The 24,633-nt window shown below is 70.2% G+C and carries 25 protein-coding genes; 19 read left to right on the top strand and 6 right to left on the bottom strand.

Annotation, left to right across the window (positions count from 1 at the left end; translation table 11 throughout):
• Positions 1-59 precede the first annotated feature (59 nt).
• The 5 genes from CAL11_RS18685 to CAL11_RS18665 are packed head-to-tail and all read left to right on the top strand — an operon-like array spanning position 60 to position 4,414.
• Positions 60-1,037, top strand: coding sequence for an ABC transporter substrate-binding protein (locus CAL11_RS18685; RefSeq protein WP_015064399.1), 978 nt, complete (start codon positions 60-62; stop codon positions 1,035-1,037).
• A 60-nt stretch (positions 1,038-1,097) separates the two neighbouring features.
• Positions 1,098-1,955, top strand: coding sequence for an ABC transporter permease (locus tag CAL11_RS18680; RefSeq protein WP_033447163.1), 858 nt, complete (start codon positions 1,098-1,100; stop codon positions 1,953-1,955).
• Positions 1,956-1,962: 7 nt separating this feature from the next.
• Positions 1,963-2,712, top strand: coding sequence for an ABC transporter ATP-binding protein (locus CAL11_RS18675; RefSeq protein WP_086093812.1), 750 nt, complete (start codon positions 1,963-1,965; stop codon positions 2,710-2,712).
• Between the two features lie 21 nt (positions 2,713-2,733).
• Positions 2,734-3,606 carry a polysaccharide deacetylase family protein gene (locus CAL11_RS18670; protein WP_015064396.1) on the top strand — a complete coding sequence of 291 codons (873 nt, stop codon included), beginning with the start codon at positions 2,734-2,736 and terminating at the stop codon, positions 3,604-3,606.
• A gap of 28 nt (positions 3,607-3,634) precedes the next feature.
• On the top strand, positions 3,635-4,414 hold the full coding sequence (locus tag CAL11_RS18665) for an SDR family oxidoreductase (protein WP_086093811.1): 780 nt from the start codon (positions 3,635-3,637) through the stop codon (positions 4,412-4,414).
• A 33-nt stretch (positions 4,415-4,447) separates the two neighbouring features.
• On the opposite strand, the gene CAL11_RS18660 is transcribed toward CAL11_RS18665, so the two are convergent.
• The gene (locus tag CAL11_RS18660) at positions 4,448-5,245 is read right to left on the bottom strand and encodes an IclR family transcriptional regulator (protein ID WP_086093810.1); all 798 of its coding nucleotides are present in this window, start codon (positions 5,243-5,245) and stop codon (positions 4,448-4,450) included.
• 247 nt (positions 5,246-5,492) lie between these two features.
• Between CAL11_RS18660 and CAL11_RS18655 the strand changes: the two genes are divergently transcribed.
• The 9 genes from CAL11_RS18655 to CAL11_RS18615 are packed head-to-tail and all read left to right on the top strand — an operon-like array spanning position 5,493 to position 13,649.
• Entirely contained in the window at positions 5,493-6,707 is a 1,215-nt protein-coding gene (locus CAL11_RS18655) for an ABC transporter substrate-binding protein (RefSeq protein WP_033464747.1), read from the top strand.
• Positions 6,704-7,183 carry a MaoC family dehydratase gene (locus CAL11_RS18650; protein WP_015064392.1) on the top strand — a complete coding sequence of 160 codons (480 nt, stop codon included), beginning with the start codon at positions 6,704-6,706 and terminating at the stop codon, positions 7,181-7,183. Before CAL11_RS18655 ends, CAL11_RS18650 begins: the two co-directional genes overlap by 4 nt.
• 16 nt (positions 7,184-7,199) lie before the next feature.
• Positions 7,200-8,831, top strand: coding sequence for an acyl-CoA synthetase (locus CAL11_RS18645; RefSeq protein WP_086093809.1), 1,632 nt, complete (start codon positions 7,200-7,202; stop codon positions 8,829-8,831).
• A gap of 31 nt (positions 8,832-8,862) precedes the next feature.
• Entirely contained in the window at positions 8,863-9,255 is a 393-nt protein-coding gene (locus tag CAL11_RS18640) for a RidA family protein (RefSeq protein WP_003808978.1), read from the top strand.
• Positions 9,249-10,115 (top strand): branched-chain amino acid ABC transporter permease, encoded by an 867-nt coding sequence (locus tag CAL11_RS18635; protein WP_086093808.1) that lies wholly within the window; start codon positions 9,249-9,251, stop codon positions 10,113-10,115. Before CAL11_RS18640 ends, CAL11_RS18635 begins: the two co-directional genes overlap by 7 nt.
• A 3-nt stretch (positions 10,116-10,118) precedes the next feature.
• Entirely contained in the window at positions 10,119-11,081 is a 963-nt protein-coding gene (locus CAL11_RS18630; protein ID WP_086093807.1) for a branched-chain amino acid ABC transporter permease, read from the top strand.
• Positions 11,078-11,866, top strand: coding sequence for an ABC transporter ATP-binding protein (locus tag CAL11_RS18625; RefSeq protein ID WP_086093806.1), 789 nt, complete (start codon positions 11,078-11,080; stop codon positions 11,864-11,866). The genes CAL11_RS18630 and CAL11_RS18625 overlap by 4 nt, the downstream gene beginning before the upstream one ends.
• The gene (locus tag CAL11_RS18620) at positions 11,859-12,548 is read left to right on the top strand and encodes an ABC transporter ATP-binding protein (RefSeq protein ID WP_086094630.1); all 690 of its coding nucleotides are present in this window, start codon (positions 11,859-11,861) and stop codon (positions 12,546-12,548) included. Before CAL11_RS18625 ends, CAL11_RS18620 begins: the two co-directional genes overlap by 8 nt.
• 18 nt (positions 12,549-12,566) lie before the next feature.
• Positions 12,567-13,649, top strand: a complete 1,083-nt coding sequence (locus CAL11_RS18615) for an NADH:flavin oxidoreductase/NADH oxidase (RefSeq protein ID WP_086093805.1) — start codon at positions 12,567-12,569, stop codon at positions 13,647-13,649.
• 10 nt (positions 13,650-13,659) lie between these two features.
• On the opposite strand, the gene CAL11_RS18610 is transcribed toward CAL11_RS18615, so the two are convergent.
• From CAL11_RS18610 to CAL11_RS18590, 5 genes are all read right to left on the bottom strand, one after another.
• Positions 13,660-14,400 carry an IclR family transcriptional regulator gene (locus CAL11_RS18610; RefSeq protein ID WP_086093804.1) on the bottom strand — a complete coding sequence of 247 codons (741 nt, stop codon included), beginning with the start codon at positions 14,398-14,400 and terminating at the stop codon, positions 13,660-13,662.
• A gap of 128 nt (positions 14,401-14,528) precedes the next feature.
• Positions 14,529-15,305, bottom strand: a complete 777-nt coding sequence (locus CAL11_RS18605; protein WP_086093803.1) for a citryl-CoA lyase — start codon at positions 15,303-15,305, stop codon at positions 14,529-14,531.
• A 1-nt stretch (position 15,306) separates the two neighbouring features.
• Positions 15,307-15,828, bottom strand: coding sequence for a MaoC family dehydratase (locus tag CAL11_RS18600; protein WP_086093802.1), 522 nt, complete (start codon positions 15,826-15,828; stop codon positions 15,307-15,309).
• Positions 15,825-16,991: an acyl-CoA dehydrogenase family protein gene (locus CAL11_RS18595; protein WP_086093801.1), complete on the bottom strand. Its 1,167-nt coding sequence runs from the start codon at positions 16,989-16,991 to the stop codon at positions 15,825-15,827. The genes CAL11_RS18600 and CAL11_RS18595 overlap by 4 nt, the downstream gene beginning before the upstream one ends.
• 29 nt (positions 16,992-17,020) lie before the next feature.
• Complete coding sequence (locus CAL11_RS18590) at positions 17,021-17,773, bottom strand: SDR family NAD(P)-dependent oxidoreductase (protein ID WP_086093800.1); 753 nt, start codon at positions 17,771-17,773, stop codon at positions 17,021-17,023.
• Positions 17,774-18,030: 257 nt separating this feature from the next.
• On the opposite strand from CAL11_RS18590, the gene CAL11_RS18585 reads away from it, so the two are divergent.
• From CAL11_RS18585 to CAL11_RS18565, 5 genes are read left to right on the top strand one after another with little or no spacing between them, the layout of a single operon-like run.
• Positions 18,031-20,133: an acetate--CoA ligase family protein gene (locus CAL11_RS18585; RefSeq protein ID WP_086093799.1), complete on the top strand. Its 2,103-nt coding sequence runs from the start codon at positions 18,031-18,033 to the stop codon at positions 20,131-20,133.
• A gap of 54 nt (positions 20,134-20,187) precedes the next feature.
• On the top strand, positions 20,188-21,159 hold the full coding sequence (locus CAL11_RS18580) for a Bug family tripartite tricarboxylate transporter substrate binding protein (protein ID WP_086093798.1): 972 nt from the start codon (positions 20,188-20,190) through the stop codon (positions 21,157-21,159).
• Positions 21,160-21,170: 11 nt separating this feature from the next.
• Positions 21,171-22,220, top strand: coding sequence for a CaiB/BaiF CoA transferase family protein (locus CAL11_RS18575; protein ID WP_086093797.1), 1,050 nt, complete (start codon positions 21,171-21,173; stop codon positions 22,218-22,220).
• Entirely contained in the window at positions 22,221-22,844 is a 624-nt protein-coding gene (locus CAL11_RS18570; RefSeq protein WP_086093796.1) for a flavin reductase family protein, read from the top strand.
• A 14-nt stretch (positions 22,845-22,858) separates the two neighbouring features.
• A complete protein-coding gene (locus CAL11_RS18565) occupies positions 22,859-24,610 on the top strand; it encodes an acyl-CoA dehydrogenase (RefSeq protein ID WP_086093795.1) in 1,752 nt (583 codons plus the stop codon).
• Positions 24,611-24,633 lie beyond the last annotated feature (23 nt).

The following is a 24,633-nucleotide window of genomic DNA, read 5'->3' as shown; positions in this document are numbered from 1 at the left end:
TCGAACGGCCGCCCGCAGTCTGCTTTGGCCACCATGCAGCAAGCACAAGGGGAAATCGCATGAAAACGCTCCATCGGACGGCCCTGGCCGTCCTGTTTTCCGGGTACGCCGCGGTCGCCGTGGCGCAGTCCGCGCAGCCGCCGGCCGCGCCGCAGAAACAAGTGCTGACCATCGGCTATGTGAAGGTGGGTCATCTGTCGCCCATGATTTTCGTCTCCGAGCCGCTCAAGGCATGCAACGTGGAGGTCAAGCCGGTCGAGTTCGTGCGCTATGCCGACGCGCGCACCGCGCTGCTGTCGGGCTCGATCGACGTGTCCGGCATCGGTCCGGCCGACCTGGCCATCGCGCTGGCGCAGGGCAGCGACAAGATCGTGGGCCTGGCAGGCGTGGCGTCCTCGCCCAAGTACCTGGTCACGCGCAAGGGCGTGAAGATGGACGACTGGAAAGACCTGGCGGGCAAGCGCGTGGGCATCGCACCGGGCTCGGCGGTGTGGTTCCAGTGGGCCGCCACCCTGGCCGAGAAGGGCATTCCGTACAACAGCTTCACGGCCGTCAACATCCAGGGCGGCGGCACTGCGTTCGTGCAGGCGCTGCAGCGCGGCGACGTCGACGCGGTGGCGCTGTGGGAGCCGTTCGAATCGCAGCTGGTGGCCGACGGCACCGCGTTCTTCGCCAAGAACCTGGAATACAGCCAGTCCAAGGCGGTGGGCGCCGAGCTTGGCCTGCTGGCGGCCACGCGCGAGGCGTTGCAGACCAAGCGCGAGGCGGTCAAGTGCTTCCTGTGGGCCTACCAGCGCGCCGAGAAGCAGCTCGAACAGGATCCCGAGGCGTTCGCGCAGGCCTATTCCAAGTACACCAACCTGCCGCTGTCGGTGACGCGCGAGTCGGTCAAGCTGATCAAGCTGGGCGGCGTGCTCGATCTCGACCAGCTGCGGCGCCAGGCCAAGACCTTCAACGAGCTGGGCGTCATTCCCAAGGATGTCAGCGGCCAGATCGACAAGGTCTGGGACCCGACGCTGGCCCGGGAAGTCAGGTAAGCACGTGGCGCGCCGGCGCGTCCGCCGCGTGGCGGGCGCGCCGGCGCCAAGGAGATGGCGGTGAGTTCTTCCATATTGAAACGTCCCGCGGTTCCCGCGCCATCGGCGCCGGCCGGCGCGCCGGCCGGGCGGGCCCTGCGGCGTCTCGGGCTGGGATTGGCCGTGCCCGTGCTGATCCTCGTGGTGTGGCAATTGGTGGGGCAGTCGGCCGCGATGGCCGGCGTGGTGCCCACGCCGGTGCAGGTGGCGCGCGCCTGGTATGCGTGGATCTTCGGCGATCCGGGCATGGGGCTCAATCCCTACCAGGGCACCTGGGTCAGCAACGTGCAGTACTCCACCATGCGCGTGGCGCAGGGGTTCGGGCTGGCCATGGCGGCGGGCATACCGCTGGGCCTGGCCATAGGCTGGAGCCGCCTGACCTCGCAGCTGCTGGACCCGCTCATCCAGGGGCTGCGGCCGATTCCCATCACGGCCTGGCTGCCGTTCTCGATCGCGCTGTTCGGCATCCGCGACATGGGCTCGATCTTCCTGATCTTCCTGGGCGGCTTCTACGCCATCGTGGTCAATACCACGCAGGGCGCGCGCGACGTGGACCGCAACCTGGTGCGCGCCGCCAGCATGATGGGCGCCTCGTCGGGCCAGCTGATGCGCCGCGTGGTGCTGCCGGCGGCGATGCCGTCGATCTTCACGGGCCTGCGCATCGGCCTGGGCATTTCCTGGACGGCGGTGATCGTCTCGGAAATGGTGGCCGTCAAGTCGGGCCTGGGCTATGTGCTGTGGGACGCCTACTACGTGGGCCGCATGGACATCGTGCTGGCCGACATGGTGTCCATCGGCATGATGGGCTTCCTGAGCGACCGGCTCATCGTCGCCATCGAGCACCGCGTCCTGGCGTGGCGCATGCTGCAAAACCACTGAGGCCGCCATGTCGCACATTTCCGTTACGCAACTGAGCAAGACCTATCCCGGCGCGACCCCGGTGCATGCGCTGGACCAGATTGACCTGCAGGTCGCCGAGGGGGAGTTCATCGCCCTGCTGGGGCCGTCGGGCTGCGGCAAATCGACCCTGCTAAACCTGATCGCCGGGTTCGAGGCGCCGTCGGCCGGCGAACTGCGCGTGGGCGGGGGCGCGGTCGAGCGGCCCGGCCCCGAGCGCGGCGTGGTGTTCCAGGAGGCGGCGCTGTTTCCCTGGCTCAACGTCTGGGAGAACGTGGTGTTCGGCCCAAAGATCGCCGGGCTGCCGCGGCGCGAGTACGCCGCGCGCGCCGAGGAGATGCTGGAGATCACCGGGCTGTCGGCCTTCAAGCGGCACCTGCCGGTGCAGCTGTCGGGCGGCATGCGCCAGCGCGTGGGCATCGCGCGCGTGCTGACGCTGGGTTCCAGGGTGCTGCTGATGGACGAGCCGTTCGGCGCGCTGGACGCGCAGACGCGCCTGACCATGCAGGAGCTGCTGCTGTCGGTGTGGCAGACGCTGCGCACCACGGTGGTGTTCGTCACCCACGACATCGACGAGGCCATCCTGCTGGCCGACACCATCTACGTCATGTCGGCGCGCCCCGGCCGCATCGCGACCCGCATCGAGGTGCCCATCGAGCGGCCGCGCTCGCTGGACCTGATCACCGGCGAGGTGTTCAACGGCTTGAAGCGCGAAATCCTCAAACAGATGCGGCACTGAGCCGCCACGCCGGAGCCCGCCATGGCCAACCCCCGCATTGCCCACGCCTTTCCCGACGACCGCGCGCCGTGCGCGCCGCCCGCCGGCGGGCGCATCATGGTGCACCTGGTCGTCAACGTCGAGAACTGGCGCTTCGACCAGCCCATGCCGCGCACCCTCATCACGCCGCCGCATGGCCGCGAGACCGTGCCGGATGTGCCCAACTTCAGCTGGGTCGACTACGGCATGCGCGCCGGCCTGGCGCGCATGCTGCAGGCCATCGGCGAGCGCGGGCTGCCGGCCTCGACCAGCTGCAATGCCAGCGTCATCGACGCCTACCCGCGCGCGGCCGAGGCCATGCTGCGGGCCGGCTGGGAGTTCATCGGCCACGGCATGCACCAGCAGTCGCTCAACCATGGCGACGGCGAGGCCGAGCTGATCGCGCAATGCCTGGACAAACTGCGCGCCTTCACCGGCGCGCGCCCGCGCGGCTGGCTCAGCCCGGGCCTGCGCGAAACCGTGGATACGCCGGATATCCTGGCGGACGCGGGCGTGGAGTACGTGTGCGACTGGGTGGTCGACGACCTGCCCAACTGGATGCGCGTCGAGCGCGGCGCGCTGATCCAGATGCCGTACAACCTGGAGCTGAACGACTCGGTCATCTACGCGGTGGAAAAGCATTCCTCGCCCGAGTTCCTGCTGCGCCTGGAGCGCACCCTGGCCCTGTTCGAGCGCGAGTGCCGGCGCTGGCCGCGCGTGCTGGCGCTGGGCCTGCACCCGCACCTGATGGGCGTGCCGCACCGCTACGGCTATTTCGAGCAGATGCTGGACCTGCTGGCCGGCCACCCCGACGTGGTGTTCATGAACGGCGGCCAGATCGCGGACTGGTTCAAGTCCCAGTATCCTGCTCCCTGACGGACAACCCTGTACAACCGGAGCACATATGGATCTGCAATTGGCGGGCAAGCGCGTATTGATCACCGGCGCGTCCAAGGGCATCGGGCTGGCCTGCGCGCTGTCGTTCGCGCGCGAGGGCGCCACGCCGGTGCTGGTCGCGCGCGACGCGCAGGCGCTGGCGCGCGCGGCCGACGCGGTGCGCGAGCAGACCGGCCAGGCGGCCGAGACCCATGCGCAGGACCTGGCGCTGCCCGGCGCGGCCCAGGCGCTGGCCGAACGCGCCGGCGAGATCGATATCCTGGTCAACAACGCCGGCGCGGTGCCCGGCGGCGCGCTCGACCAGGTCGAGGACGAGCGCTGGCGCGCCGGCTGGGAGCTCAAGGTCTATGGCTATATCAACTTGGCGCGCGCCTACTATCCGCGCATGCGCGCCGCCGGCGCGGGCGTGATCGCCAACGTGATCGGCATGGCGGCGTCCAGCCCGCGCCACGACTACGTCTGCGGCGCCGCGGCCAACGCGGCGCTGGTGGCGTTTACGCGCGCGCTGGGCGGCGAGGGGCCGCGCCATGGCGTGCGGGTGTTCGGCGTCAACCCGTCGCGCACCCGCACCGACCGCGTGCTGGGTTTGGCGCAGCAACGCGCCCAGGCGCGCTGGAACGACCCGGACCGCTGGCAGGAAACCCTCAGCGGCCTGCCGTTCGACCGGCTGATGGAGCCGGCCGAAGTGGCCGACGTCGTGGTGTTCGGCTGTTCGCCGCGCGCGGGCTACCTGAGCGCGACGGTGATCGACCTGGACGGCGGCGAGCAGTACCGCGGCGCCGCGTAACCGGGGGCGCGGCGCCCGCGCGGCGCCGCCGCCTCAGGACAGGCCGGCGGCGCGCGCGCTTTCGGCCGACAAGCCGGCCGACAGGCCGCTGGCCATGCGCGCCGCGTAGGCCATCATGCGCTCGGCGGCGCGTTCCACGCCCAGCGCCATCACCCTGTTCATCGGGCCGGTCAGGCCCAGGCTGTACAGCCCCGCCTCGCCGCCCACCTCGATGGGCACGGCCACGGCCGCCAGCCCTTCGTCGATTTCGCCGATGCAGGTCGCCACGCCCGAGCGGCGGATCGCCGCGTATTCCTCCAGCAGGCGTTCCTTGGACAGGTTGGTCTGCGGCGTCAGCTTCTCGAACGGCTCGCGCAAGGCGCGCTTGAGCGTGGCGGCGTCCTGGAAGGCCAGGATGGCCTTGGCCGACGCAGCCGCGTTGGGGTGCATTTCGTAGCCCGGCAGGATGAAGCCGCGCCAGGGCGTTTCGGGGGCTTCGAACGCGATCGTGCGCACCGAGGCGCCTTCGAGCCGCGCCACGAATGCGGTTTCGCCCATCTCCTGGGTCAGCTCGCGCAGGAAGGGCCGCAGGATGGCCACCACCCATTGCGCGTTGGCGCTCATGAAGGCCAGCTTGCGCAGGCGCGGGCCGGTCACGTAGGTGGCCGAGCCGGGGCTGCTGGTGGCGGCCAGCTCCAGTTCCTGCAGGGTCTTGATCAGGCGATGCGCGCTGGCCTTGGGCAGCTCGATCATCGCCGACAGTTCGCTCAGCGCCAGGCCGTCCGGGAACGCGGTCAGCAGTTCCAGCATGCGGATATAGCGTTCGAGCGGGGGAAGTTTCTCTGTAGCCATGGGTTCGGATAGGAACGCCCGCGCGGGCGGGCCGGAAGGGTTCTGGTCTGGCCGCGCAGCGTACCCCGTCTGGGGCGGCATTGGTGCAAACACCAATGTTCTCACGTCGGCTCCGTTCTTATCATAATCGAAAATAGAGACGAAGTTCCGAAAATCGAGACTTTTCAGGGGGCGGCCCGGCCGGACGCACCTGGTTTTCGAAGCGCAACCCACGCGCCGCCCGCGGCGCCACCCTAGCGAGGACCTTATGCTTCCCACTTCCCTCCTGCGCCGCCTGGCGCTCGTCGCCCTGCCGCTGGCCCTGTCGGCCGGCATGGCGCCCGCCGCCGCGGAACCCGGCGTGACCGCCGACAGCCTCAAGATCGGCATCCTGGGCAGCCTGACCGGCCCGTTCGCCATCTTTGGCTCGGGCAACCTGGCCGGCGCCACGCTGGCCTTCGAGCAGGCCAACGCGGCCGGCGGCATCCATGGCCGCAAGCTGGAATGGCTGTCGCTGGACGACGAGTCCTCGCCGCCCAAGGGCATCGCCGCCTACAAGCGGCTGGTCGGCCCCGAGCAGGTGTTCGCCGTGTTCGGCCCGTCGGCCAGCGCGGTGGGCCAGGCCATGGTGCAGACCTTCAAGACCTCGGCCACGCCGACGTTCATCTCGGTGTTCTCCACGCCCATCGTCACCGACCCGCCGCTGCCCAATGTGTTTCGCACCGGGCCGATGAACGACCGCGAGCAGGGCGTGGCCATCGCCAACTACGCGCTCGACCACCTCAAGGCCAGGCGCGTGGCGCTGATCCGCCAGTCGGACGAGTACGGCAAGAGCGGCGGCGAAAGCGTGCTGCAGCGCCTGAAGGCGCGCGGCGCCGAGCCCGTCGCGCTGGAGGTGTTCAACGTGTATGACACCGACTTCAACGCGCAGCTGACCAAGATCGCCGCGGCCAAACCCGACGTGCTGGTGGTGTACGGCTATCCCAACCCCTCGGCCATCATCACGCGCCAGGCGCGCCAGCTGGGCGTGGAGGGCGTCATCCTGGGCTCGAACTCGGCCGGCAGCCGCAAGTATCCGGAGATCGTCGGCAAGGCCGCGGCCGGCACGCAGAACATCATGACGCTGGAGATCCTGCCCGAGTCGTCCAGCACGCCGCAGGCGCAGGCCTTCCGCGAGGCGTTCGTGGCGCGCTTTCCGGACCTGGCGCGCCAGGGGCGTCCGGACCTGGGCGATGCGCTGGGCTACGGCGGGGCGCTGGTGTTCCTGGAGGGCATCAAGCGCGCCGGCGCGCAGCCCACGCAGCAGGGCCTGGTCAAGGCGCTGGAGTCGCTGCAGGGCTTCGAGACCGGCATCACGCTGCCCACCACCTTCGGCCCCGGCGTGCGCGAGGGCAACCGCGCCACGCGCATCGTGGAGGTCGGCGACGATCTGTCGCGCCGCATCCTGCCCATCGTGGTCAGCGTCGATGGCGTGAAGCAATGAACACGGCCAGCCAGCGCGGTCAAGCCGCCCAGCTGTACGGCGTGGACCTGCGTCCCGGGCTGGCCAGCCATGGCTCGCCCGCGACCATCACCCGCAACGAGAACCTCGGCTTCGCCGCGCTGACCGGCGACAGCCATCCCATCCACTACGACGAGGCGTTCGCGGCGCGCACGCGCCACGGGCGCTGCGTCGTGCACGGGCTGCTGCTGGCCTCGCTGGGCGCGTTCGGCGCCACGCCGCTGTCGCGCCGGATCGAGGACGCCATGGTCGCTTTCGTCGACAGCCAGTTCTCCTTCCTGAAACCGGTATTCATCGGCGATACCGTCACCAGCCATTTCGAGGTGGCGCAGGTCGAGCACAAGCCGGCGCGCAACCTGTCGCTGCTGCGCTTCGACATGTGGCTGACCAACGACGCGGGCGACACCGTCATGCAAGGCAAACACACGTACCTGGTCCGGATGCAGCCGGACGCCTGACAGAGGATCACCAAGCATGTCTCCCGAATACACCGCCGCGTGCCAACAGTTCGACTGGCGCGCGGTGCGCGGCGCGCTGGGCTGGGGCGAAGCCCACGCCGTAGGCCTGGCGCACACCATCATCGACCGCCACCGCGACAGCGGGCGCACGGCCCTGGTCTTCATCGACCAGCAAGGCCGCGAGTCGCGCCACTCGTACGCGGAACTGGCCGAGCAAAGCGACCGCGCCGCCAACCTGCTGGCCCGGCTGGGCGTGCGGCCGGGCGACCGCGTGGCCGGCTTCCTGCCGCGCGGCCCGGAAATCCTGGTCGCGATGCTGGCGGCCATCAAGATCGGCGCCATCTACGTACCCATCTTCACCGGTTTCAAGCGCGACGCCATCGAGTACCGCCTGGGCCACAGCGGCGCGCGCGTGGTCTTCACCCACGCCGCCCTGCGCGGCCAGTTGCCGGCCGTGCTGCCCGGCCAGGCGCGCTGCGTGACCGTGGCGGCCGGCGCCGCCGACACGGCCGCGGGCGATATCGATTTCGCCGCGGCGCTGCGCGAGGCCGAGCCGCGCTTTGCGGCGCGGCCGCGCGAGCGCGAGGACATCGCCGCGCTGATCTATACCTCGGGCTCGACCGGCCGGCCCAAGGGCGGCGCCATCGCGGTCAACTTCCTGGCCGCGGTCTGGCCCTACCTGACCTACGGCGCGGACATGCGCGCCGACGACGTGGTCTGGCCCACCGGCGATCCCGGCTGGGGGTACGGCTTCGTGTGCTACCTGGGCGCGCTGGCCATGGGGGCGACCATCGTGTCGCTGGCGGCCAATCCGACGCCCGAGGCGTGCCTGGACGTGCTGGCGCGCCAGCGGGTCAGCAACTTCGCGACCACGCCTACGCTGTTGCGCGGCGTGATGGCGCTGGGGATGGACGCCGTGCGCGCGCGGCCCAACGCGGTGCGGGCCATCTCCAGCTGCGGCGAGCCGCTCAACGGCGAGGTGGTGGAATTCTTCCAGCAGGCCTGGGGCCGCACGCCGATGGACCATTTCGGCGCCACCGAGTACGGCCTGCCGGTGGGCAACTTCAACGCGGTCGCGGTGCCGGCCAAGGCCGGCTCGATGGGCCTGCCGTTTCCCGGCTACGAGATCGCCGTGCTGGACGACGCCGGCCAGCCGCTGGCCGGCGCGCACGCCAGCGGCTGGCTGGCCAAGCGCCGCAGCGCCGACCGGCTGTATTGGAGCCATTACTGGGACGACGCCGGCGCGACCGCCGAACTGGAGCGCGGCGAATGGATCGTCACCGGCGACCTGGCGCATCGCGACGCCGACGGCTACTACTGGTTCGACGGCCGCGCCGGCGACATGATCAAGAGCGCCGGCTATCGCATCGGGCCGTTCGAAGTCGAGAGCGCGCTGCTGGCGCATGGGGCCGTGGCCGAGGCGGCCGTGGTCGGCGTGCCCGACGCCATGCGCGGCGAGCTGGTCAAGGCCTACATCGTGCTGTTGCCCGGCCACGCGGCCAGCCCGGCGCTGGCCGAGGAGATCCAGCTGTTCGTCAAGAACCATTGCGGCGCCCACCTGTACCCGCGCATCGTCGAATTCGTGCCCGACCTGCCCAAGACCGACACCGGCAAGATCCAGCGCTTCGCGCTGCGCCAGCGCGCCTAGGGCCATTGCAACCACTACGAGGAAACCCAGCATGTCCAGAATCGAAGCCATCGTTCCCTATCCCTGGCATCCCGGCTATACGTACTCGCCGGCGGTGCGCATTGGCAACACGGTCTACCTGTCGGGCACCACCGCGACCGACGAGCAGGGCAATCTGGTCGGGCCCGGCGACATCGAGGCCCAGACCCGGCAGATCTACCGCAAGTTCGACCTCATCATGCGCAGCGTCGGCGGGTCGCTGCGCGACATCGTCGAGACCACCGACTACGTGCTGTCGCTGGACGAGTACCGCAAGACCGCGCGCGTGCGCCGCGAAGTGTTCGGCGACCCCTGGCCGGCGGCCACCGGCGTGGTGGTGGCCGGGCTGATCCGCCCCGACGCGCTGATCGAGATCAAGGCCATCGGAGTGCTGCCATCATGTTGATGCAAATCCTCATCGGCTCGCTCACGGCCGGCGCGGTCTACGCGCTGGTCGCGCTCGGGTTCGTGCTGATCTACAAGGGCACCGGCGTGGTGCACTTCGGCTACGGCGAGCAGCTGACCTTCGGCGCCTACATGGCGCTGATCGGACAGTCGCTGCTGGGGCTGCCGTTCGGCCTGGCGCTGCTGTTCGCGCTGGCGGCCTCGGCGCTGCTGGGCTGGCTGATCTTCGGCCTGTTCGCCGGGCCGCTGCGCCACGCCACGCTGTGGACCCGCATCATCGCGACCCTGGCCATCGGCATTGCGCTGCGCGAGGGGTTGCGGGCCTACATGGGGCCGACGGCCTGGCCGTTTCCGTTCCTGCTGTCGCAGCAGGCCTTCGAGGCGGGCGGCATCTACCTGGTGCCGGCCAACCTCGCGATCGCCGGCATCGCGGTGCTGATCCTGGCCGCCCTGTTCCTGTTCCTGGAGCGCACCCTGCGCGGCAAGGCCATCCTGGCGGCCTGCGAGAACCGCACCGGCGCCAGCCTGGTCGGCATCCGCGTCTCGCGCGTGTACCTGACCATCTGGATTCTGGCCTCGCTGCTGGCGGCGGTGGCCGGCATCCTGATCGCGCCGCAGCTCACCCTCTCGCCCGACATGGGCATCATCGCCATCAAGGGCTTCACGGCGGCGGTGATCGGCGGCTTCGCCAGCCTGCCCGGCGCGGTGCTGGGCGGCCTGCTGCTGGGCGTGCTCGAAGGCCTGGCCGGCGCGTACGTGTCCAGCGCCATGAAGGACGTCATCAGCTACGCCGTGCTCATCCTGGTGATGCTGCTGATGCCGCACGGCCTGTTTGGAAAACTCATCGTCAAGAAGGTGTAGAACATGCTTGCGAAAAAATTGCCGGCATACGCCGCGGCCGCGCTGCTGTTCGGCCTGGCCTATCGATACCTGCCCGAGTACCAGCTCTACCAGGTCAGCCTGATCGCCGCCACGGCCATCATCGTGCTGGGCCTGGTCGTGGTGTGCGGCATCGCGGGCCAGATCTCGCTGGGCCAGGCCGCCTTCGTGGCGCTGGGCGGCTATGGCGCCGCCATCCTGGCCACGCGCCTGGGCGTGCCGCTTTACGCGGGCATACCGCTGGCGGCCGCGGCATGCGCGCTGCTGGGCTACCTGCTGGGCCTGGCCACGCTGCGCGTGTCGGGCCACTACCTGGCGCTGGCCACCATGGCGGTGACGGCCATCGTCCAGTTGGCCGTCATCAACCTCGACGACCTGACCGGAGGCGCGGCGGGCATGCCCATGCCGCCGCTGGAGATCGCCGGCCACGTGCTGGACAACGGCGCCTCGCTGTACCTGGTGATCGTGCCGGTGTTCGCGCTGTCGTATGCGCTGGTGCGCAACCTCATGCGCTCGCGCATCGGGCGCGCCTTCGGCGCGGTGCGCCAGGGCGAGATCGCGGCGGCCGCCATGGGCGTGAACGTGCTGCACTACAAGGCCAGCGCGTTCGCCGCCAGCGGGTTTCTCGGCGCGCTGGGCGGCGGGCTGCTGGGCGCGCTGTCGTCCTATCTCGATCCGTCGCAGTACGGCATCACGCAGACCGTGTATTACCTGGCCATCGCCGTGGTGGGCGGGATGGCCAGCCCGCTGGGCGCGCTGATCGGCAGCGCCATCTTCGTCTTCATTCCCGAAGTGCTGCAGGGCCTGCAATCGTACCTGGGCCTGGTGTTCGCGCTGCTGCTGCTGGCCTTCATCATGCTGCGCCCGGCCGGCCTGGCCAGTTTCATCGTGCGTCCGCGCCCCGCGCCGGCCGCGCTTTCCACCGTGCCCGGGGAGGCGAGCAAATGACCCATCCCATTCTCGAGGTGGCGCGCGTCACCATGCGCTTTGGCGGCATCGTGGCCCTCAACGACGTGAGCCTGCAGGTGCGGCCGGGCGACATCCACGCGGTCATTGGCCCCAACGGCGCGGGCAAGAGCACGCTGCTCAATGTCATCACCGGCATCTATCGTCCGACCGCGGGCGCGGTGCGCCTGCGGGGCTGGCAGCTCGATCGCCTGCCGCCGCATCGCATCTGCCGCCTGGGCGTGTGCCGCACCTTCCAGAACACCGAGCTGTTCGGCGAGATGTCGGCGCTGGAGAACGTGCAGGTGGGCTTGCACCTGGCGCCGCCGTACGGCATGGCCGGCGCGCTGCTGCACGGCCCGCGCTACGCGCGCGGCGAGCGCGCCCTGCGCGCGCAGGCCATGGAACTGCTGGAGCTGGTCGGGCTGGCGCAGGATGGCGACACGCCGGCCGCGGCGCTGCCGTTCGGCAAGCAGCGCCGGCTGGAGGTGGCGCGCGCGCTGGCCACCGCGCCCAGCCTGCTGCTGCTGGATGAACCGGCGGCGGGCCTGCGCGCCGCCGAGATCGAGGGGCTCAACGACATCCTGCTGCGCGTGCGGCGCGAGCGGGGCCTGTCCATCCTGGTGATCGACCACGTCATGGCGCTGGTGATGAAGATCTCCGACCGCATCACCGTGCTGAACTTCGGCCAGAAGATCGCGGAGGGCCGGCCCGAGGAAGTGCGCCAGTCGCCGGCGGTCATCAAGGCTTATCTAGGGGAGAGGGGGCGCGATGCTGTCCTTGCATAATGTGGACGCCGGCTACGGCGGCAAGACGGTCCTGAAGTCGGTCAGCCTGACGGTGCCGCAGGGCGCCATCGTGACCCTGCTGGGGGCCAACGGCGCGGGCAAGAGCACCACGCTCAAGGCCATCGTGGGCCTGGTGCAGCCCACGGCCGGCACGATCGAGCTCGATGGCGCGCCCATGCCCAACCGGCGCGCCGACCAGGCGCTGGCCGCCGGCGTGGCGCTGGTGGCCGAGCAGCGCGAGCTGTTCCCGAGCATGAGCGTGGCCGACAACCTGCTGCTGGGCGGCTACCTGCAGCGCGACCGGGCGCAGGCGCGGCGCGACTACGAGTCGCTGTTCGACCAGTTCCCCCGCCTGCGCGAACGCGCGGCGCAGCCGGCCCGCACGCTGTCCGGCGGCGAGCAGCAGATGCTGGCGATCGCCCGCGCGCTGATGGCGCGGCCCAGGCTGCTGCTGCTCGACGAGCCGTCGCTGGGCCTGGCGCCACAGCTTGTGGACGACATGTTCCGCATCATCCGGCAGATCAACGCCAACGGCACCACCATCCTGCTGGTGGAGCAGAACGTGGCGCTGGCGCTGGACGCGGCATCGTACGGGTACGTCATGGAGACCGGCGCGATCACGCTGGCGGGGCCGGCCGGCGAGCTGGCGCATTCCGAGGCCATACGCGCCTCCTATCTCTGATATCGCCCGGAGGAAAGCATGCCGGCATTGTTCTCCCCCTTGCGGATCGGCGCCCTGGAGCTGCCCAACCGCATCGTCGTGTCGCCCATGTGCCAATACTCGGCGCGCGAGGGCCAGGCCAACGAGTGGCACATGCAGCATCTGATGCAGCTGGCGCTGTCGGGCGCCGGCCTGGTGATGGTCGAGGCCACCGCGGTCGAGCCGCGCGGGCGCATCAGCCACGGCTGCCTGGGCCTGTATTCCGACGAGACCGAGGCGGCGCTGGCGCGGGCGCTGGCCGCCGCGCGCGCCGTGGCCGCGCCGCACGCGCGCCTGGGCATCCAGCTGGCCCATGCCGGGCGCAAGGGTTCGGCCGACGCGCCCTGGCTGGGCGGCCGGCCCCTGGCGCCGCAAGCCGGCGCCTGGACCTGCGTGGCGCCGTCGGCCACGCCGTTCGCCGAGGGCTGGCCGACGCCGCGGGCGCTGGACGAGGAGGGTATCGCCGGCGTGGTCGAGGCCTTCGGCGCGGCCGCGCGGCGCGCGGCGCGGCTGGGGTTCGACGTGGTCGAGCTGCATGCCGGGCACGGCTATCTGCTGCACCAGTTCCAGTCGCCCCTGGCCAACACGCGCGCCGACGCATGGGGCGGGACGGCGGCCGGGCGCCACCGCCTGGCGCTGGCGGTGGCGCGGCGCATGCGCGAGGCCCTGCCGGCCGGCTGCGTGCTGGGCGCGCGCATCACCGGCACCGACTGGCTGCCCGGCGGCCTGGACGTCGAGGATGCCGTGCTGCTGGCCGGGCAACTGCGCCAGGCCGGCGTGGACTACGTGTGCGTGACCAGCGGCTTCGTGGTGCGCGGGGCGCGCATTCCGTTCGGCCCCGGCTATCAGGCCGGGCTGGCCGAGCAAGTGCGCCGCCGCACCGGCATGCCGGTGCGCGCGGTCGGCGGCATCGCCGACCCGCGCCAGGCGCAGGCCATCATCGAGGCGGGGCAGGCCGACCAGGTGGCGCTGGCGCGCGCGTTCCTGGCCGATCCGCGCTGGGTGTGGCGGGCCGCCGAGACCCTGGGCGCGCCGGCCTACTATGCGCCCCAGTACCGGCTGGGCGCCGGGCTGCGGGCGTAGCGCGCCGGCTTCAGGCGTCGTTGGGAAACAGGCGCGCCGCCACGGCGCGCAGCGCGGCGATGTATTCGTCGCGGTTGGCGCTGAAGCGGTCCGACGGGCCGGAGATCGCGATCGCGATGGGTTCGTCGCTCAGCTGGCCGGATACCGCCAGCGCATCGGCGCCGTCGCTGCCTTCGCCACGCGTGTGGTACCAGCCGCGTTCGCGGCTGGCGAGGACTTCCTCGAGCAGGTCCTCGGGTTCGGTGACGGTGGTCGCCGTCAGCCTGCGCAGCTGTTTGGTCTTGAGCAGCCTGCGCGCCTCGTCGGGCGGCAGCCGCCCCAGCAGCGCCTTGCCCATGGCGGAGGCGTGCAGGGCGATGCGCTCGCCCAGGTTGAGGATATAGCGCAGCGGATACCGGCCTTCGCGCACCGCCACGATCTTGACGGCGGCGCCTTCGATGCGTCCGACATAGGCCGTTTCGCCGGTCTGTTGCGACAGCTGTTCCAGTGCATCGCGGGTGGCGTGCACGACGAGGTCGAAGGTGCTGATCTGTTGTGCCGCCTGCAGCAGCTTGCCGGTGGGGTAGTAGCGGCGCGATTGGGTGCGCAGCAGGTAGCCCAGTTGATGCAGGGTGTGCAGCAGGTCGAGGCAGCTGCTGTCGGGCAGTTCCAGCAGGCGGGCGAGGTCCGAGTTGGACAGCTCGCGCTTTTCCCGGGCAAACACTTCAAACACCGCCATAGCCCTGGCGGCGGCACTGACGAAAGTGGGCATATGGCGCTCTGTTGGCAGGGGTTTGCCGCGCGGCCGCCAGGCGGCCGCGCGGCAAAGCGCGAAGGCCGGGCGCGACCGCGGGCCGCCGCGCCGCGCCCCTTTATTTTGCGTCGGCAGTGTATCCCATGTCAGCGAGCAGGGGCAACATTGCGCGGGTCCTGCGCCAGCACGAGGTCCCACAGTTGCTGGCCGATCGGATCCTGGCGTTCTTCATACAGATGGGCCACCAGGCCGCCGGCGCGACCCACCAGCATCAGGCCGCGGGCGATCATGGGATCCAGCCCCATGTCGCAGATGATGGCGCCGACCGCGCCCACCGCGTTCATCGGCAGGTTCTTGCCCTTGTCCTGCAGGAACACGCGTTGCACCGCTTCCATCAGGCGCCAATGCTTGCCGTAGTAGCCCAGCTCTCGGGCCAGGCGGCGCAGGGTCGGCACGCGCGGGTCGCCGTCGATGTGGATGGGGTGGCCGATGCCGTAGATGGGCTGTTTCCTCTCGCGGCTGGCCGCCATCAGCGCGCGCGCGGCCGCGTCGATCTCGGCGTCCGGGGCGTCGGGCGTCAGGCCGGCGCCGCCGGCGGCCAGGATCTCGGCGCAGTTCTGCGTCGTGCCCAGGAACACGCTGCCCGCGCCCAGCAGGCCGGCGGCCACCGCCGCCTGCATGGCCTCGGGCGCGCCCAGATAGGTCAGGCGCGCGCTCATGGCGCTGGGCGTCAGGCCATGATCGCAGGCGGTGACCAGGATGTGGTTGACCATGGTCTTCTCCGCCGCGCTGGGCAGGTGGCCGAAGATGGTCATGAGCATCATGTCGACGAAGTCGACCTGCCCCAGCAATTCGTTGGCCAGGTCTTTGCCGCGGACGGTGATGCGCTCGGGGGTGGTGTAGCCAATTTCGGTCTTGACCAATTCATGCCTCGTTCGGTTGGAAGTCGGGGGAGGGGCCGCGGCGCGCCACCAGCAGCTTGGCGACGCAGGCGCAGACGGTATCGCCATGCTGGTTGATGCCCAGGCGCTCGAACTCGACCACGCCCCGGCGCGGGTCGCTGGAGGGACGGCGCGCCGTCACCGTGATGCGCACCTTGATGGTGTCGCCCACGAAGGTGGGCCGGGTGAAGCGGTACGTCATTTCCAGCAGGCCCAGGATGGATGGCTCCAGGCATTGGTTGAGCACGGTGCGGGTGTTCAGGCCCGACATGATGGAGGCCACCAGCATGCCGTGCGCGATGCGCTGGCCGAACTTGCTGGCGCCCGCGTACACCGCGTCGGTGTGCAGCCGGTTGTAGTCGCCGCTGAGCGCGGCGAAGCCCACCACATCGGATTCGGTGATGGTGCGCGCGGCGGACTCGACCACCAGGCCGGGCTCCAGGTCTTCCCAGCCGTAGCGCAGGGCTTCCAGCGCGGTCGGCGGCAGGGTGTCCATGGCCGTCATGCCTTGTTCTCCGCGGCGTTGATGGCGGACATGCCCAGCACTTCGCGTCCGACGATCAGGGTCTGCACTTCGGCGGTGCCCTCCGGGATGACGCCGCCGCTGGTGTCGCGGAAAATGCGCTCCAGCGGATATTCGGTGGAGTAGCCCAGGCCGCCGTGCACGCTGAGCGCGATCCTGGCGACCTCATGCGCGGCCTCGGCGGCGTACAGCTTGGCGATCGAGCATTCGATGCGCGCCGGCTGGCCCTTCTGCAGGGCCGCGGCCGCCTTGTAGCCCAGCGCGCGCGCCGCCTCGGTGCGCACCATCATGTCGACGATGTGCTTCTGTATCAGCTGAAACTCGCCGATCGGGCGGCCGAACTGGCGGCGCGTCTTCGCGTACTCGACCGACAGGTCCAGCGCCGCCTGCGCGGCGCCCACGGCGCCCATGGCGATGTTGAGCCGGCCGTAGTTCAGTCCGGCCAGCATGGTCTTGAGCGCCACGCCCTCGGCGCCCAGCAGGTTTTCCTTCGGCACGCGCACGTCGTCGAAGCTGAGTTCGGAGGTGCCCGAGGCCTTGAGCACCATCTTGTCCACCAGCCGCGCCGCGTAGGGCGAGGCGGCGCGCTCGACCAGGAACAGCGAGGGCTTGCCCTGGCAGGTGTCGCTGTACGTGCGAGCCAGCACGATGGCGTAATCGGCGTTCACGCCATTGGTGATCCACAGCTTGCTGCCATTGAGCAGGTAGTGGTCGCCGCGGTCGTCGGCGCGGCACTCGATGCCGGCCACGTTGGAGCCGTGGTTGGGTTCGCTGATGGCCACGCACACGCTTTTCTCCCCGGCCAGCACCGGTGCGAGGAAGCGTTCGCGCTGCCGCGGCGTGCCGTGGCCCTGGACGAGGCGCAGGAAGATGTTGGTGATGTTGACGATGGTGCGCAGCGAGCCCCAGCAGTAGCCCGCCTCCTCGACCATCATGGCCCAGGTGACGAAGTCCAGGTCGAAGCCGCCGGCGTCCTCGGGCAGCAGGCCGCCGATGTAGCCGAACTGGGCCAGGCCTTGCAGCAGGTCCTGCGGAATGCGGCGCTCGGCCTCGCAGGCGTCGATGCGCGGGGCCACTTCGGCCTTGAGATAGCGGCGAATGCTGTCGCGCAACGCCTGTTGGTTGGAGTCGAAATCGAAATCCATGTCGTCCTCGAATGATGGCGGCGCGCCGCTCAGGAAGAAAAGCGTCCGCCGGTGACATACAGCGTCACCCCGGTGATGTAGCGGGCCCGCTCCGATGCGATGAAGGCCACGGCGTCGGCGATGTCGCCAGGCTGGCCCAGGAAGCCTACCGGGTTGCGCGCCAGCGCGCCGTCGCGCAGCCGCTCGTAGGTGGGCAGCGACCGCATCAGCTCGGTTTCGACGAAACCCGGCGCGATGGCGTTGACGGTGATGCCGAACTTGGCCTGCTCCAGCGAGAGCGCGCGGGTGAATCCCACCAGACCCAGCTTGGCCGTGGTGTAGTTGGTCTGGCCGGGGTTGCCGAACACCGAGCGCGACGCGATGTTGACGATACGGCCCCAGCGCTTTTGCATCATGCCGGGCAAGACGGCCCGGCTGCAATGGAACGCGCCCTTGATGATGGTGTCGACCACGGCGTCCCAGTCGTCCTCGGCCATTTTGCCCAGGTACTGGTCGCGGGTGAACCCGGCGTTGTTGACCAGGATGTCGACGCCGCCGTAGGCCTTGGTGGCGGCGGCGACCAGGGCGTCGACGTCTTCGCGCCGGCAGACGTCGCACTTGACGCCGATCGCCTCGTGTCCGTCGGCGCTCAGCCGCGCCGCGGTCTCGCGCGCCGTTTCCTCGTTGATGTCGGTCACGACCACGCGCGCGCCTTCCTCGGCCAGGGTGCGCACGGTCTGGGCGCCGATGCCGCGCCCGGATCCGGTGACCACGGCGACTTTTCCTGCAATTTTCAGATCCATGGGGTGTGCTGCTCCTGCGCGGACCGCGCCAGCCGGGCGGTCCGCTTGCGATTCAGAAAAAGGGGCGCCAGATGCCGCCCGGCCCGTCTCCGGCCGCCGGCGATCCACGCTTAAATTCATAATATCGTATTAAACAACGATATGTCGAATTATTTGTTCGTTGACTGGTTCGATATATCGAATTAAAATTCGGCACATCGTATCAAAGAGCCGGATTCACGCCCCAGGCAGGTCCGGACATTCAGCCAAGGAATCGCATGTTCCAGAACCTCGCGCCCCTGTTCGCGCCCGAATCGCTGGTATTGATAGGCGCCTCGGATCGTCCCGCCAGCATTGGCCAGCGCACGCTGGTCAATATCGTCGAGCACTCCCGCTTCGACGGCGAACTGTTCCTGGTCAACGCCACCAAGGACGAGGTCATGGGGCGACGCGCCTATCGCTCGGTGCTGGACTTGCCGCACGCGCCGCAGACCGCCATCGTGGTGGTGCCGGCCAAGGCAGCGGTGGCGGTGCTGGCCGAGTGCGGGCGCAAGGGCGTGCGCTTTGCCATCGTGCTCAGTTCGGGTTTCGGCGAAACCGGCGAAGCGGGGCGCCAGCTCGAGGAACAGATGCGCGCCATCGTGCGCGAGACCGGGCTGCGCATCTACGGGCCGAACTGCCCGGGTATGACCAACAACAATCGCGGCCTGGGCTTCACGTTCTCGCCCGCCTACCAGCACGACCGCATGGCCGGCCCCATCGGGTTGGTGACGCAGGGCGGCGGCCTGGGCCGCACGTTCCTGCAGGCCTGCGGGCGCGGCGTGGGCATCGGACTGTGGTGCTCCAGCGGCAACGAGGCCGACCTGACCGCCAGCGACTACATCAATCACATGGTGGAGATGCCCGAGATCAAGGTCATCGTGGCGCTGCTCGAAGGCATCAACGATCCTGCGCGCTTCGCGCTGGCGGCGCTGAACGCGGCGCGCCAGGGCAAGCCCATCGTGGCGCTGAAAGTCGGCAAGTCGGCCTACGGCGTGCAGGCGACGCAATCGCATACCGCCGCGCTGTCGGGCAGCGCCGAGGTCAACAGCGCCGCGTTCCGCCAGTTCGGCATCGTCGAGGTCGACGACATCGACGAACTGATCGACACCGCGGCCCTGCTGGCGCGCGGCGCGCCGGCGCGTTCCATCCGCGCCGCGGTGTATTCGTTTTCCGGCGGTACGGTCGCGCTGGCGGCCGACATGCTGGGTTCGGCCGGGCTGGAGCTGTCGCGCTTCGAGCCGGCCACGCGCCAGGCACTGGCCGGCATGCTGCCCTCGTATGCCGCCATCGACAATCCGGTGGACACCACCGCCGAGATCCTGGTGCAAAGCGACATCAGCTACGGCTCGCTGCTGTGCGTGGCGCGCGACCCCAACGTCGACGTGGTGCTCTACCCGATTCCCATGGAGTACGGCGACACCACGCTGGCCGCCTGCCGCAACATGGTCAAGGCGCAGGCCGAGGTGGAAGTGCCCATCGTGCCGGTATGGATGAGCGACAAGCTGGGCACCGGCTTCCAGTGCCTGGTCGATGCGGGGCTGACGCCGGTGCGCACGCTGGGCAAATCCGTCAAGGCGCTGGCGCACTGGAACCGCCATGGCCAGTGGGTGCGGCGCTTCGAGCGTGACTGGGAGCCTGCCATGGTGCGGTCCGCGGGCGCCCCGGCGCGCTCCGAGCCGCGCACCTACGCCGAACTCGAAGCCAAGCAGATGCTGGCCGCCGCCGGCGTGGCCGTGCCTTTCGGGCAGGTGTGCCGCAGCGCCGACGAAGCGGTGCAGGCCGCCGCGCAATGCCAGGGGCCGGTGGTGGCCAAGATCGTCAGCGCGCAGATTCTGCACAAATCGGATATCGGCGGTGTGGCCGTCGGCCTGCGCACGCCGCAGCAGGTGCGCGACGCCTGGGAGACCATCGACGCCAACGCGCGCGCCGCCTGCCCCGACGCGCGCATCGACGGCATTCTGATCGAGCAGATGATAGGCGGGCCGGGCGTCGAGACCCTGGTCGGCGTGCACGAAGACCCCTTGTTCGGCCACGTCATGACTTTTGGCCTGGGCGGCGTGTACGTCGAGGTGTTCAAGGACGTCAGCCGGCGCCTTTTGCCGCTGACCCCCCAGGATGCGCGCGACATGATCCGCGAGACGCGCTGCCACCAATTGCTGCAGGGGTGCCGCGGCCAGGCCGCGGCCGACATCGAGGCGCTGGAGCGCCTGCTGCTGGCGGTGTCCGACTTCGTCGTCGACGGACCGTGGCATATCAAGGAACTGGACCTCAACCCCGTGCTGGCCGGGCCGGCCGGCGCGACAGCGCTCGACGCGGTGCTGATCGGCGCGCCGCGCTGACAGCCCAGCCAACCCGCCGCGCTAGACGGCGACTTCAACCCCAGGAGACTCCACATGTTCAACAAGCACGCCTTCATCGCGGCGCTGGCGGCGCTGGCCGCCTGCGTGGCCGCGCCCGCGCTCGCGCAGGCCTATCCGGAACGGCCGATCCGCTTCGTGGTGCCGTTCACGGCCGGCGGCATCACCGACAACGTTGCGCGTACCGTGGGCGCGCGCGCCGCGGAACTGCTGGGCCAGCCCATCATCGTGGAAAACCGCGCCGGCGCCGGCGGCAACATCGGCACCGAGTACGCGGCCAACAGCAAGCCGGACGGCTACGTCATCTTCCTGGGCACCCAGGGCACGCAGGTGACCAATCCGTTGCTCTATACCTCGGCGCCCAGTTCGGCCGACCGGCTGCAGGCCGTGCAAGGGCTGACGGCCATTCCCAACATCGTGGTCGTCAATGCCGAGCGCCCCTACGATACGCTGGCCAAGCTGGTGGATTACGCGCGCGCCAATCCCGCCAAGCTGAACAATTCCAGCGCCGGCGCGGGCACCGGCACGCACTTGGCCGCCGAATTGTTCCAATCGGTGGCGGACGTGAAGTTCAGCCACATCCCGTTCAAGGGCAGCGCGCCGTCGATCACCGCCCTGATCGGCGGACAGGTCGATCTGTCGTTCGACTATCCGGTGTCCACCGAAGCCTACGTCAAGGCCGGCAAGATCCGCGCCGTGGCGGTGACGGGCGAAGCGCGTCTGGGTTCTCTGCCCGACGTGCCGACGCTGGCCGAACTGGGCTACCCGCAGGCCACCTCCGTGTCGTGGATGGGCGTGTTCGTGCCCGCCGGCACGCCGGACGCCGTGACCGCCAGACTGCGCCAGGCCTTCGCCGCCGCCATCGCCGAGCCGCAGATCGCCGCCAAGCTGGTCGAGTTCGGTGGCGTGCCGCTGCAGAAGTCGGGCGCCGATTTCACCGCGTTCGTGCAGGACGAGGCGGTGAAGTGGGGCAAGGTGGTCAAGGCCGCCGGCGTCAAGCTGGATTGAGGGCGGACGCCATGACCCGCGCCGCGCCGCTTGCCGGCATCTCTGTCGTCGATTTCTCCGAATTGCTGCCCGGGCCGTTTCTGACCCAGAACCTGCTGGAGCTGGGCGCCACGGTCGTCAAGGTCGAACGTCCGCCGCACGGCGACAACGCCCGCCGTCTCTACCCGGGCGTGTACGCCTCGGTCAACCGCGGCAAGCGCAGCGAAATGCTCGACCTGAAACAGGCCGAAGGGCGCGCCCGGGCGCGCGAGCTGGTGGCGGGGGCCGATGTGCTGGTCGAGGGGTTCCGGCCCGGCGTCATGGCGCGGCTGGGGTTGGACTACGAGCAGGCCCGCGCGCTCAACGAGCGGCTGGTCTATGTATCGCTCAGCGGCTACGGCCAGGGCGGCCCTCAGGCGCTGCAGCCAGGGCACGACATCAACTATCTGGCGGCCGCCGGCGCCCTGGCGCTGGCCGGCAGCGATCCGGCCAGGCCGGCGCCGGGCGCCGGGCTGCCCGTGGCCGATCTGTGCGGCGCGATGTATGCGCTGTCGAGCACGCTGGCGGCCCTGCTGCAGCGCCAGCACACCGGCCGCGGCCAATGGCTGGACATCGCGCTGGCCGATTGCGTCATGCACTGGATGAATCCGCGACTGGGCCAGTTTGCCTCGGCCGGCCTGGCCACGCTGGCGCAGCAGCGCCAAGACGTGCTGTGCAAGCCGGCCTACGGCGTATTCCGCACCGCCGACGATGCCCATGTGGCCATCGCCGCGCTGGAGGACCACTTCTGGCAGGCGCTGCGAGGCGCCTTGCCGCTGGAGGGGCTGGCCGGCCCGCTGGCGACCTACCGCGAACGCGAGGCCCTGGCCGGCCCGATCAACGACGCGCTGGCGCGCGCCGTGCGCGACCGTACGTGCCAGGCGCTGATGGAAGCCCTGACGGAGGCCGACGTGCCGGTGTCGCGGCTCGAGCTGCCCGGCGAACTGGCGCAATCGGCGCTGGCGCGCCAGCGCGGCCTGTTCGACGCTGGCGACGGCTACGCGCGCTATCCGGTGCGGCTGGATCACATGGGGGCGGCGTGAATGGACGCCCCGCGCACCGGCCTGGACGCGGCCGGGCTGTCGGCCCGCGAGACCTATCGGCTGTTGACCTCGTGTCTGGTGCCCCGGCCGATTGCCTGGATTTCCACCTGCGACGCGCGGGGCACGGGCAATCTCGCGCCGTTCAGCTTCTACACCATGGTGTCCACCGTGCCGCCGCTCATCGCATTGAGCATCAGCCTGCACCAGGGCCAGGAAAAGGACACGCTGGCCAATATCCGCCAGACCGGCGAGTTCGTCGTCAATGTCGTGACGCGCGAATTGCTGGCGCCCATGCATGCCTGCGGCGAGCGCCACGCGCCCGGGGTCGACGAGGCGCAACTGCTGGGCGTGCGGATGCGGCCCAGCCAGCGCGTGCGTCCGGCCGGCGTGGCGCTAAGCCCCGTGCGGCTGGAATGCCGGCTGTCGCAGGTGCTGGAATTCGGCGTGCACGCGGCGCGCCTGGTGGTGGGCGAAGTGCTGCACTTCAGCATCGACAGCGAATACATGCGTGACGGCCGCCTCGACGGCGCGCGCCTCGACCCGGTATGCCGCCTGGGCGGCCCGTGGTACGGCGTGCTGGGCGAGCGCCTGGCAGCGCCTGACCCATCCACTCCTTCAACCTGATTGCGGCATTCTCCATGAGCCAGTACCGAGCCCCTTGGGGCGACATCGAATTCCTGCTCGAACACGTCTTTGCGCGCGACGACCAGGCCGCGCTGGACCTCGACCTGGCGCGCTCGGTCGCGCACGAGGCCGGCAAGTTCGCGCAGGCGTTTCTCGAACCGGCCAACCGCCGCGGCGACCAGGCCGGCGCGCGCCTGGAGCAGGGCGCGGTCGTCACGCCGCCCGGCTTCGCCCGGGCCTACGCGGCGTTCTGCGAGGCCGGCTGGAACGGCCTGCGCCATCCCGAGCGCTTCGGCGGCCAGGGCCTGTCGGCCGTCCTGTCGACCCTGACAGAGGAAATCTGGCATGCCTGCAATGCCAGTTTCGCGCTGTGCCCGATGCTGACCGGCGGGGCCATCGAGGCCTTGCTGGCGGCGGCCGACCCCGCGTTGCAGGCGCGCCTGCTGCCGCGCCTGGTGAGCGGCGAGTGGACCGGCACCATGAACCTGACCGAACCTGGCGCGGGTTCGGACCTGGGCGCGGTCAAGACGCGCGCGGTGGCGCGCGGCGACGGTACCTACGCGATCACCGGACAGAAGATCTTCATCACCTACGGCGACCACGACATGGCCGCCAACATCATCCACCTGGTGCTGGCCCGCACCCCCGACGCGCCGGCGGGCGTGAAAGGCCTGTCGCTGTTCGCGGTGCCCAGGCACCTGTTGCGCGACGACGGCTCGCCGGGCGAACCGAACCGCGTGGCCTGCGTGGCGCTGGAGCACAAGCTGGGCATCCACGGCAGCCCTACCGCCGTGATGCAGTTCGGCGATGACGAGGGCGCGACCGGCTACCTGGTGGGCGCGCCGAACGACGGCCTGAAGACCATGTTCGTCATGATGAACGAGGCCCGCCATGCGGTCGGCATCCAGGGACTGGCCCTGTCCGAGCGCGCCTACCAGCACGCCGTCTGGTACGCCGGCGAGCGCCGCCAGGGCCGCATCGTCGGCGAGGACGGCTCGCGCGGCGATACGATCCTGCGCCACCCCGACGTGCGGCGCCTGCTGCTGGGCATCAAGAGCCGCATCGACGCCATGCGCGCGCTGGCGATCTACCTGGCCTTGCAGCGCGACCAGGCCCACGGCGGCACCCAGGCGTCGCCGCGCGCGGCGGCCCAGGCGCGGCTGGACCTGCTGGTTCCGGTGATGAAGGGCTGGTTCACCGAGACCGCCCAGCGGGCCACCTACGATGCCATGCAAGTGTTCGGCGGGATGGGGTACATCGAGGAAACCGGCGCGGCGCAGTACTACCGCGATGCGCGCATCCTCACGATCTACGAGGGCACCACCGCGATCCAGGCCAACGATCTGGTGGGCCGCAAGACGGTGCGCGACCAGGGCGCCGAAGCGCGACGGCTGCTGGAAGAAATCGCCGCCGCCGCGCGGCCCGAGCTCGATGGCGAGGGGCTGGGCGAGGCGTTGGGCGCGGCCTGCGCGGACTTGCGCGCCGCCGTCGACGCCATTCTCGAACAGGCCGGCTCGGCACCGCGCGCGGCCTACGCGGGCGGCGTGCCGTACCTGGAGCTATGGGGCGTGGTGGCTGGCGGCTGGATGCATGCCCTGCGCGCGCGCGCCGCCGCGCGTCTGCCCGAGGCACGACGCCAGGCCGTGCTGGCCAGCGCCGCTTTTTATGCCCGGCATGTCCTGCCGCAGGCCGCTGCGCTGCGCCAAGCCATCGTCCAGGGCGGCACGCAGGCGGATGCGTACCCGGACGACTGCTGGGTGGGGTAGGAGGGCGAGGGCGCCTGGAGCAG

This window comes from Bordetella genomosp. 6 (genome assembly GCF_002119705.1).
GTDB classification, from domain to species: Bacteria; Pseudomonadota; Gammaproteobacteria; order Burkholderiales; family Burkholderiaceae_B; genus Bordetella; species Bordetella bronchiseptica_F.
This window is presented reverse-complemented; position numbering and strand designations above follow the sequence as displayed.

Coding starts and splice junctions, on each gene's coding strand:
- CAL11_RS18685 (WP_015064399.1), top strand. CDS start 60: ATGAAAACGCTCCATCGGACGGCCCTGGCCGTCCTGTTTTCCGGGTAC.
- CAL11_RS18675 (WP_086093812.1), top strand. CDS start 1,963: ATGTCGCACATTTCCGTTACGCAACTGAGCAAGACCTATCCCGGCGCG.
- CAL11_RS18670 (WP_015064396.1), top strand. CDS start 2,734: ATGGCCAACCCCCGCATTGCCCACGCCTTTCCCGACGACCGCGCGCCG.
- CAL11_RS18665 (WP_086093811.1), top strand. CDS start 3,635: ATGGATCTGCAATTGGCGGGCAAGCGCGTATTGATCACCGGCGCGTCC.
- CAL11_RS18660 (WP_086093810.1), bottom strand. CDS start 5,245: ATGGCTACAGAGAAACTTCCCCCGCTCGAACGCTATATCCGCATGCTG.
- CAL11_RS18655 (WP_033464747.1), top strand. CDS start 5,493: ATGCTTCCCACTTCCCTCCTGCGCCGCCTGGCGCTCGTCGCCCTGCCG.
- CAL11_RS18650 (WP_015064392.1), top strand. CDS start 6,704: ATGAACACGGCCAGCCAGCGCGGTCAAGCCGCCCAGCTGTACGGCGTG.
- CAL11_RS18645 (WP_086093809.1), top strand. CDS start 7,200: ATGTCTCCCGAATACACCGCCGCGTGCCAACAGTTCGACTGGCGCGCG.
- CAL11_RS18640 (WP_003808978.1), top strand. CDS start 8,863: ATGTCCAGAATCGAAGCCATCGTTCCCTATCCCTGGCATCCCGGCTAT.
- CAL11_RS18635 (WP_086093808.1), top strand. CDS start 9,249: ATGTTGATGCAAATCCTCATCGGCTCGCTCACGGCCGGCGCGGTCTAC.
- CAL11_RS18630 (WP_086093807.1), top strand. CDS start 10,119: ATGCTTGCGAAAAAATTGCCGGCATACGCCGCGGCCGCGCTGCTGTTC.
- CAL11_RS18625 (WP_086093806.1), top strand. CDS start 11,078: ATGACCCATCCCATTCTCGAGGTGGCGCGCGTCACCATGCGCTTTGGC.
- CAL11_RS18615 (WP_086093805.1), top strand. CDS start 12,567: ATGCCGGCATTGTTCTCCCCCTTGCGGATCGGCGCCCTGGAGCTGCCC.
- CAL11_RS18610 (WP_086093804.1), bottom strand. CDS start 14,400: ATGCCCACTTTCGTCAGTGCCGCCGCCAGGGCTATGGCGGTGTTTGAA.
- CAL11_RS18600 (WP_086093802.1), bottom strand. CDS start 15,828: ATGACGGCCATGGACACCCTGCCGCCGACCGCGCTGGAAGCCCTGCGC.
- CAL11_RS18595 (WP_086093801.1), bottom strand. CDS start 16,991: ATGGATTTCGATTTCGACTCCAACCAACAGGCGTTGCGCGACAGCATT.
- CAL11_RS18590 (WP_086093800.1), bottom strand. CDS start 17,773: ATGGATCTGAAAATTGCAGGAAAAGTCGCCGTGGTCACCGGATCCGGG.
- CAL11_RS18585 (WP_086093799.1), top strand. CDS start 18,031: ATGTTCCAGAACCTCGCGCCCCTGTTCGCGCCCGAATCGCTGGTATTG.
- CAL11_RS18580 (WP_086093798.1), top strand. CDS start 20,188: ATGTTCAACAAGCACGCCTTCATCGCGGCGCTGGCGGCGCTGGCCGCC.
- CAL11_RS18575 (WP_086093797.1), top strand. CDS start 21,171: ATGACCCGCGCCGCGCCGCTTGCCGGCATCTCTGTCGTCGATTTCTCC.
- CAL11_RS18570 (WP_086093796.1), top strand. CDS start 22,221: ATGGACGCCCCGCGCACCGGCCTGGACGCGGCCGGGCTGTCGGCCCGC.
- CAL11_RS18565 (WP_086093795.1), top strand. CDS start 22,859: ATGAGCCAGTACCGAGCCCCTTGGGGCGACATCGAATTCCTGCTCGAA.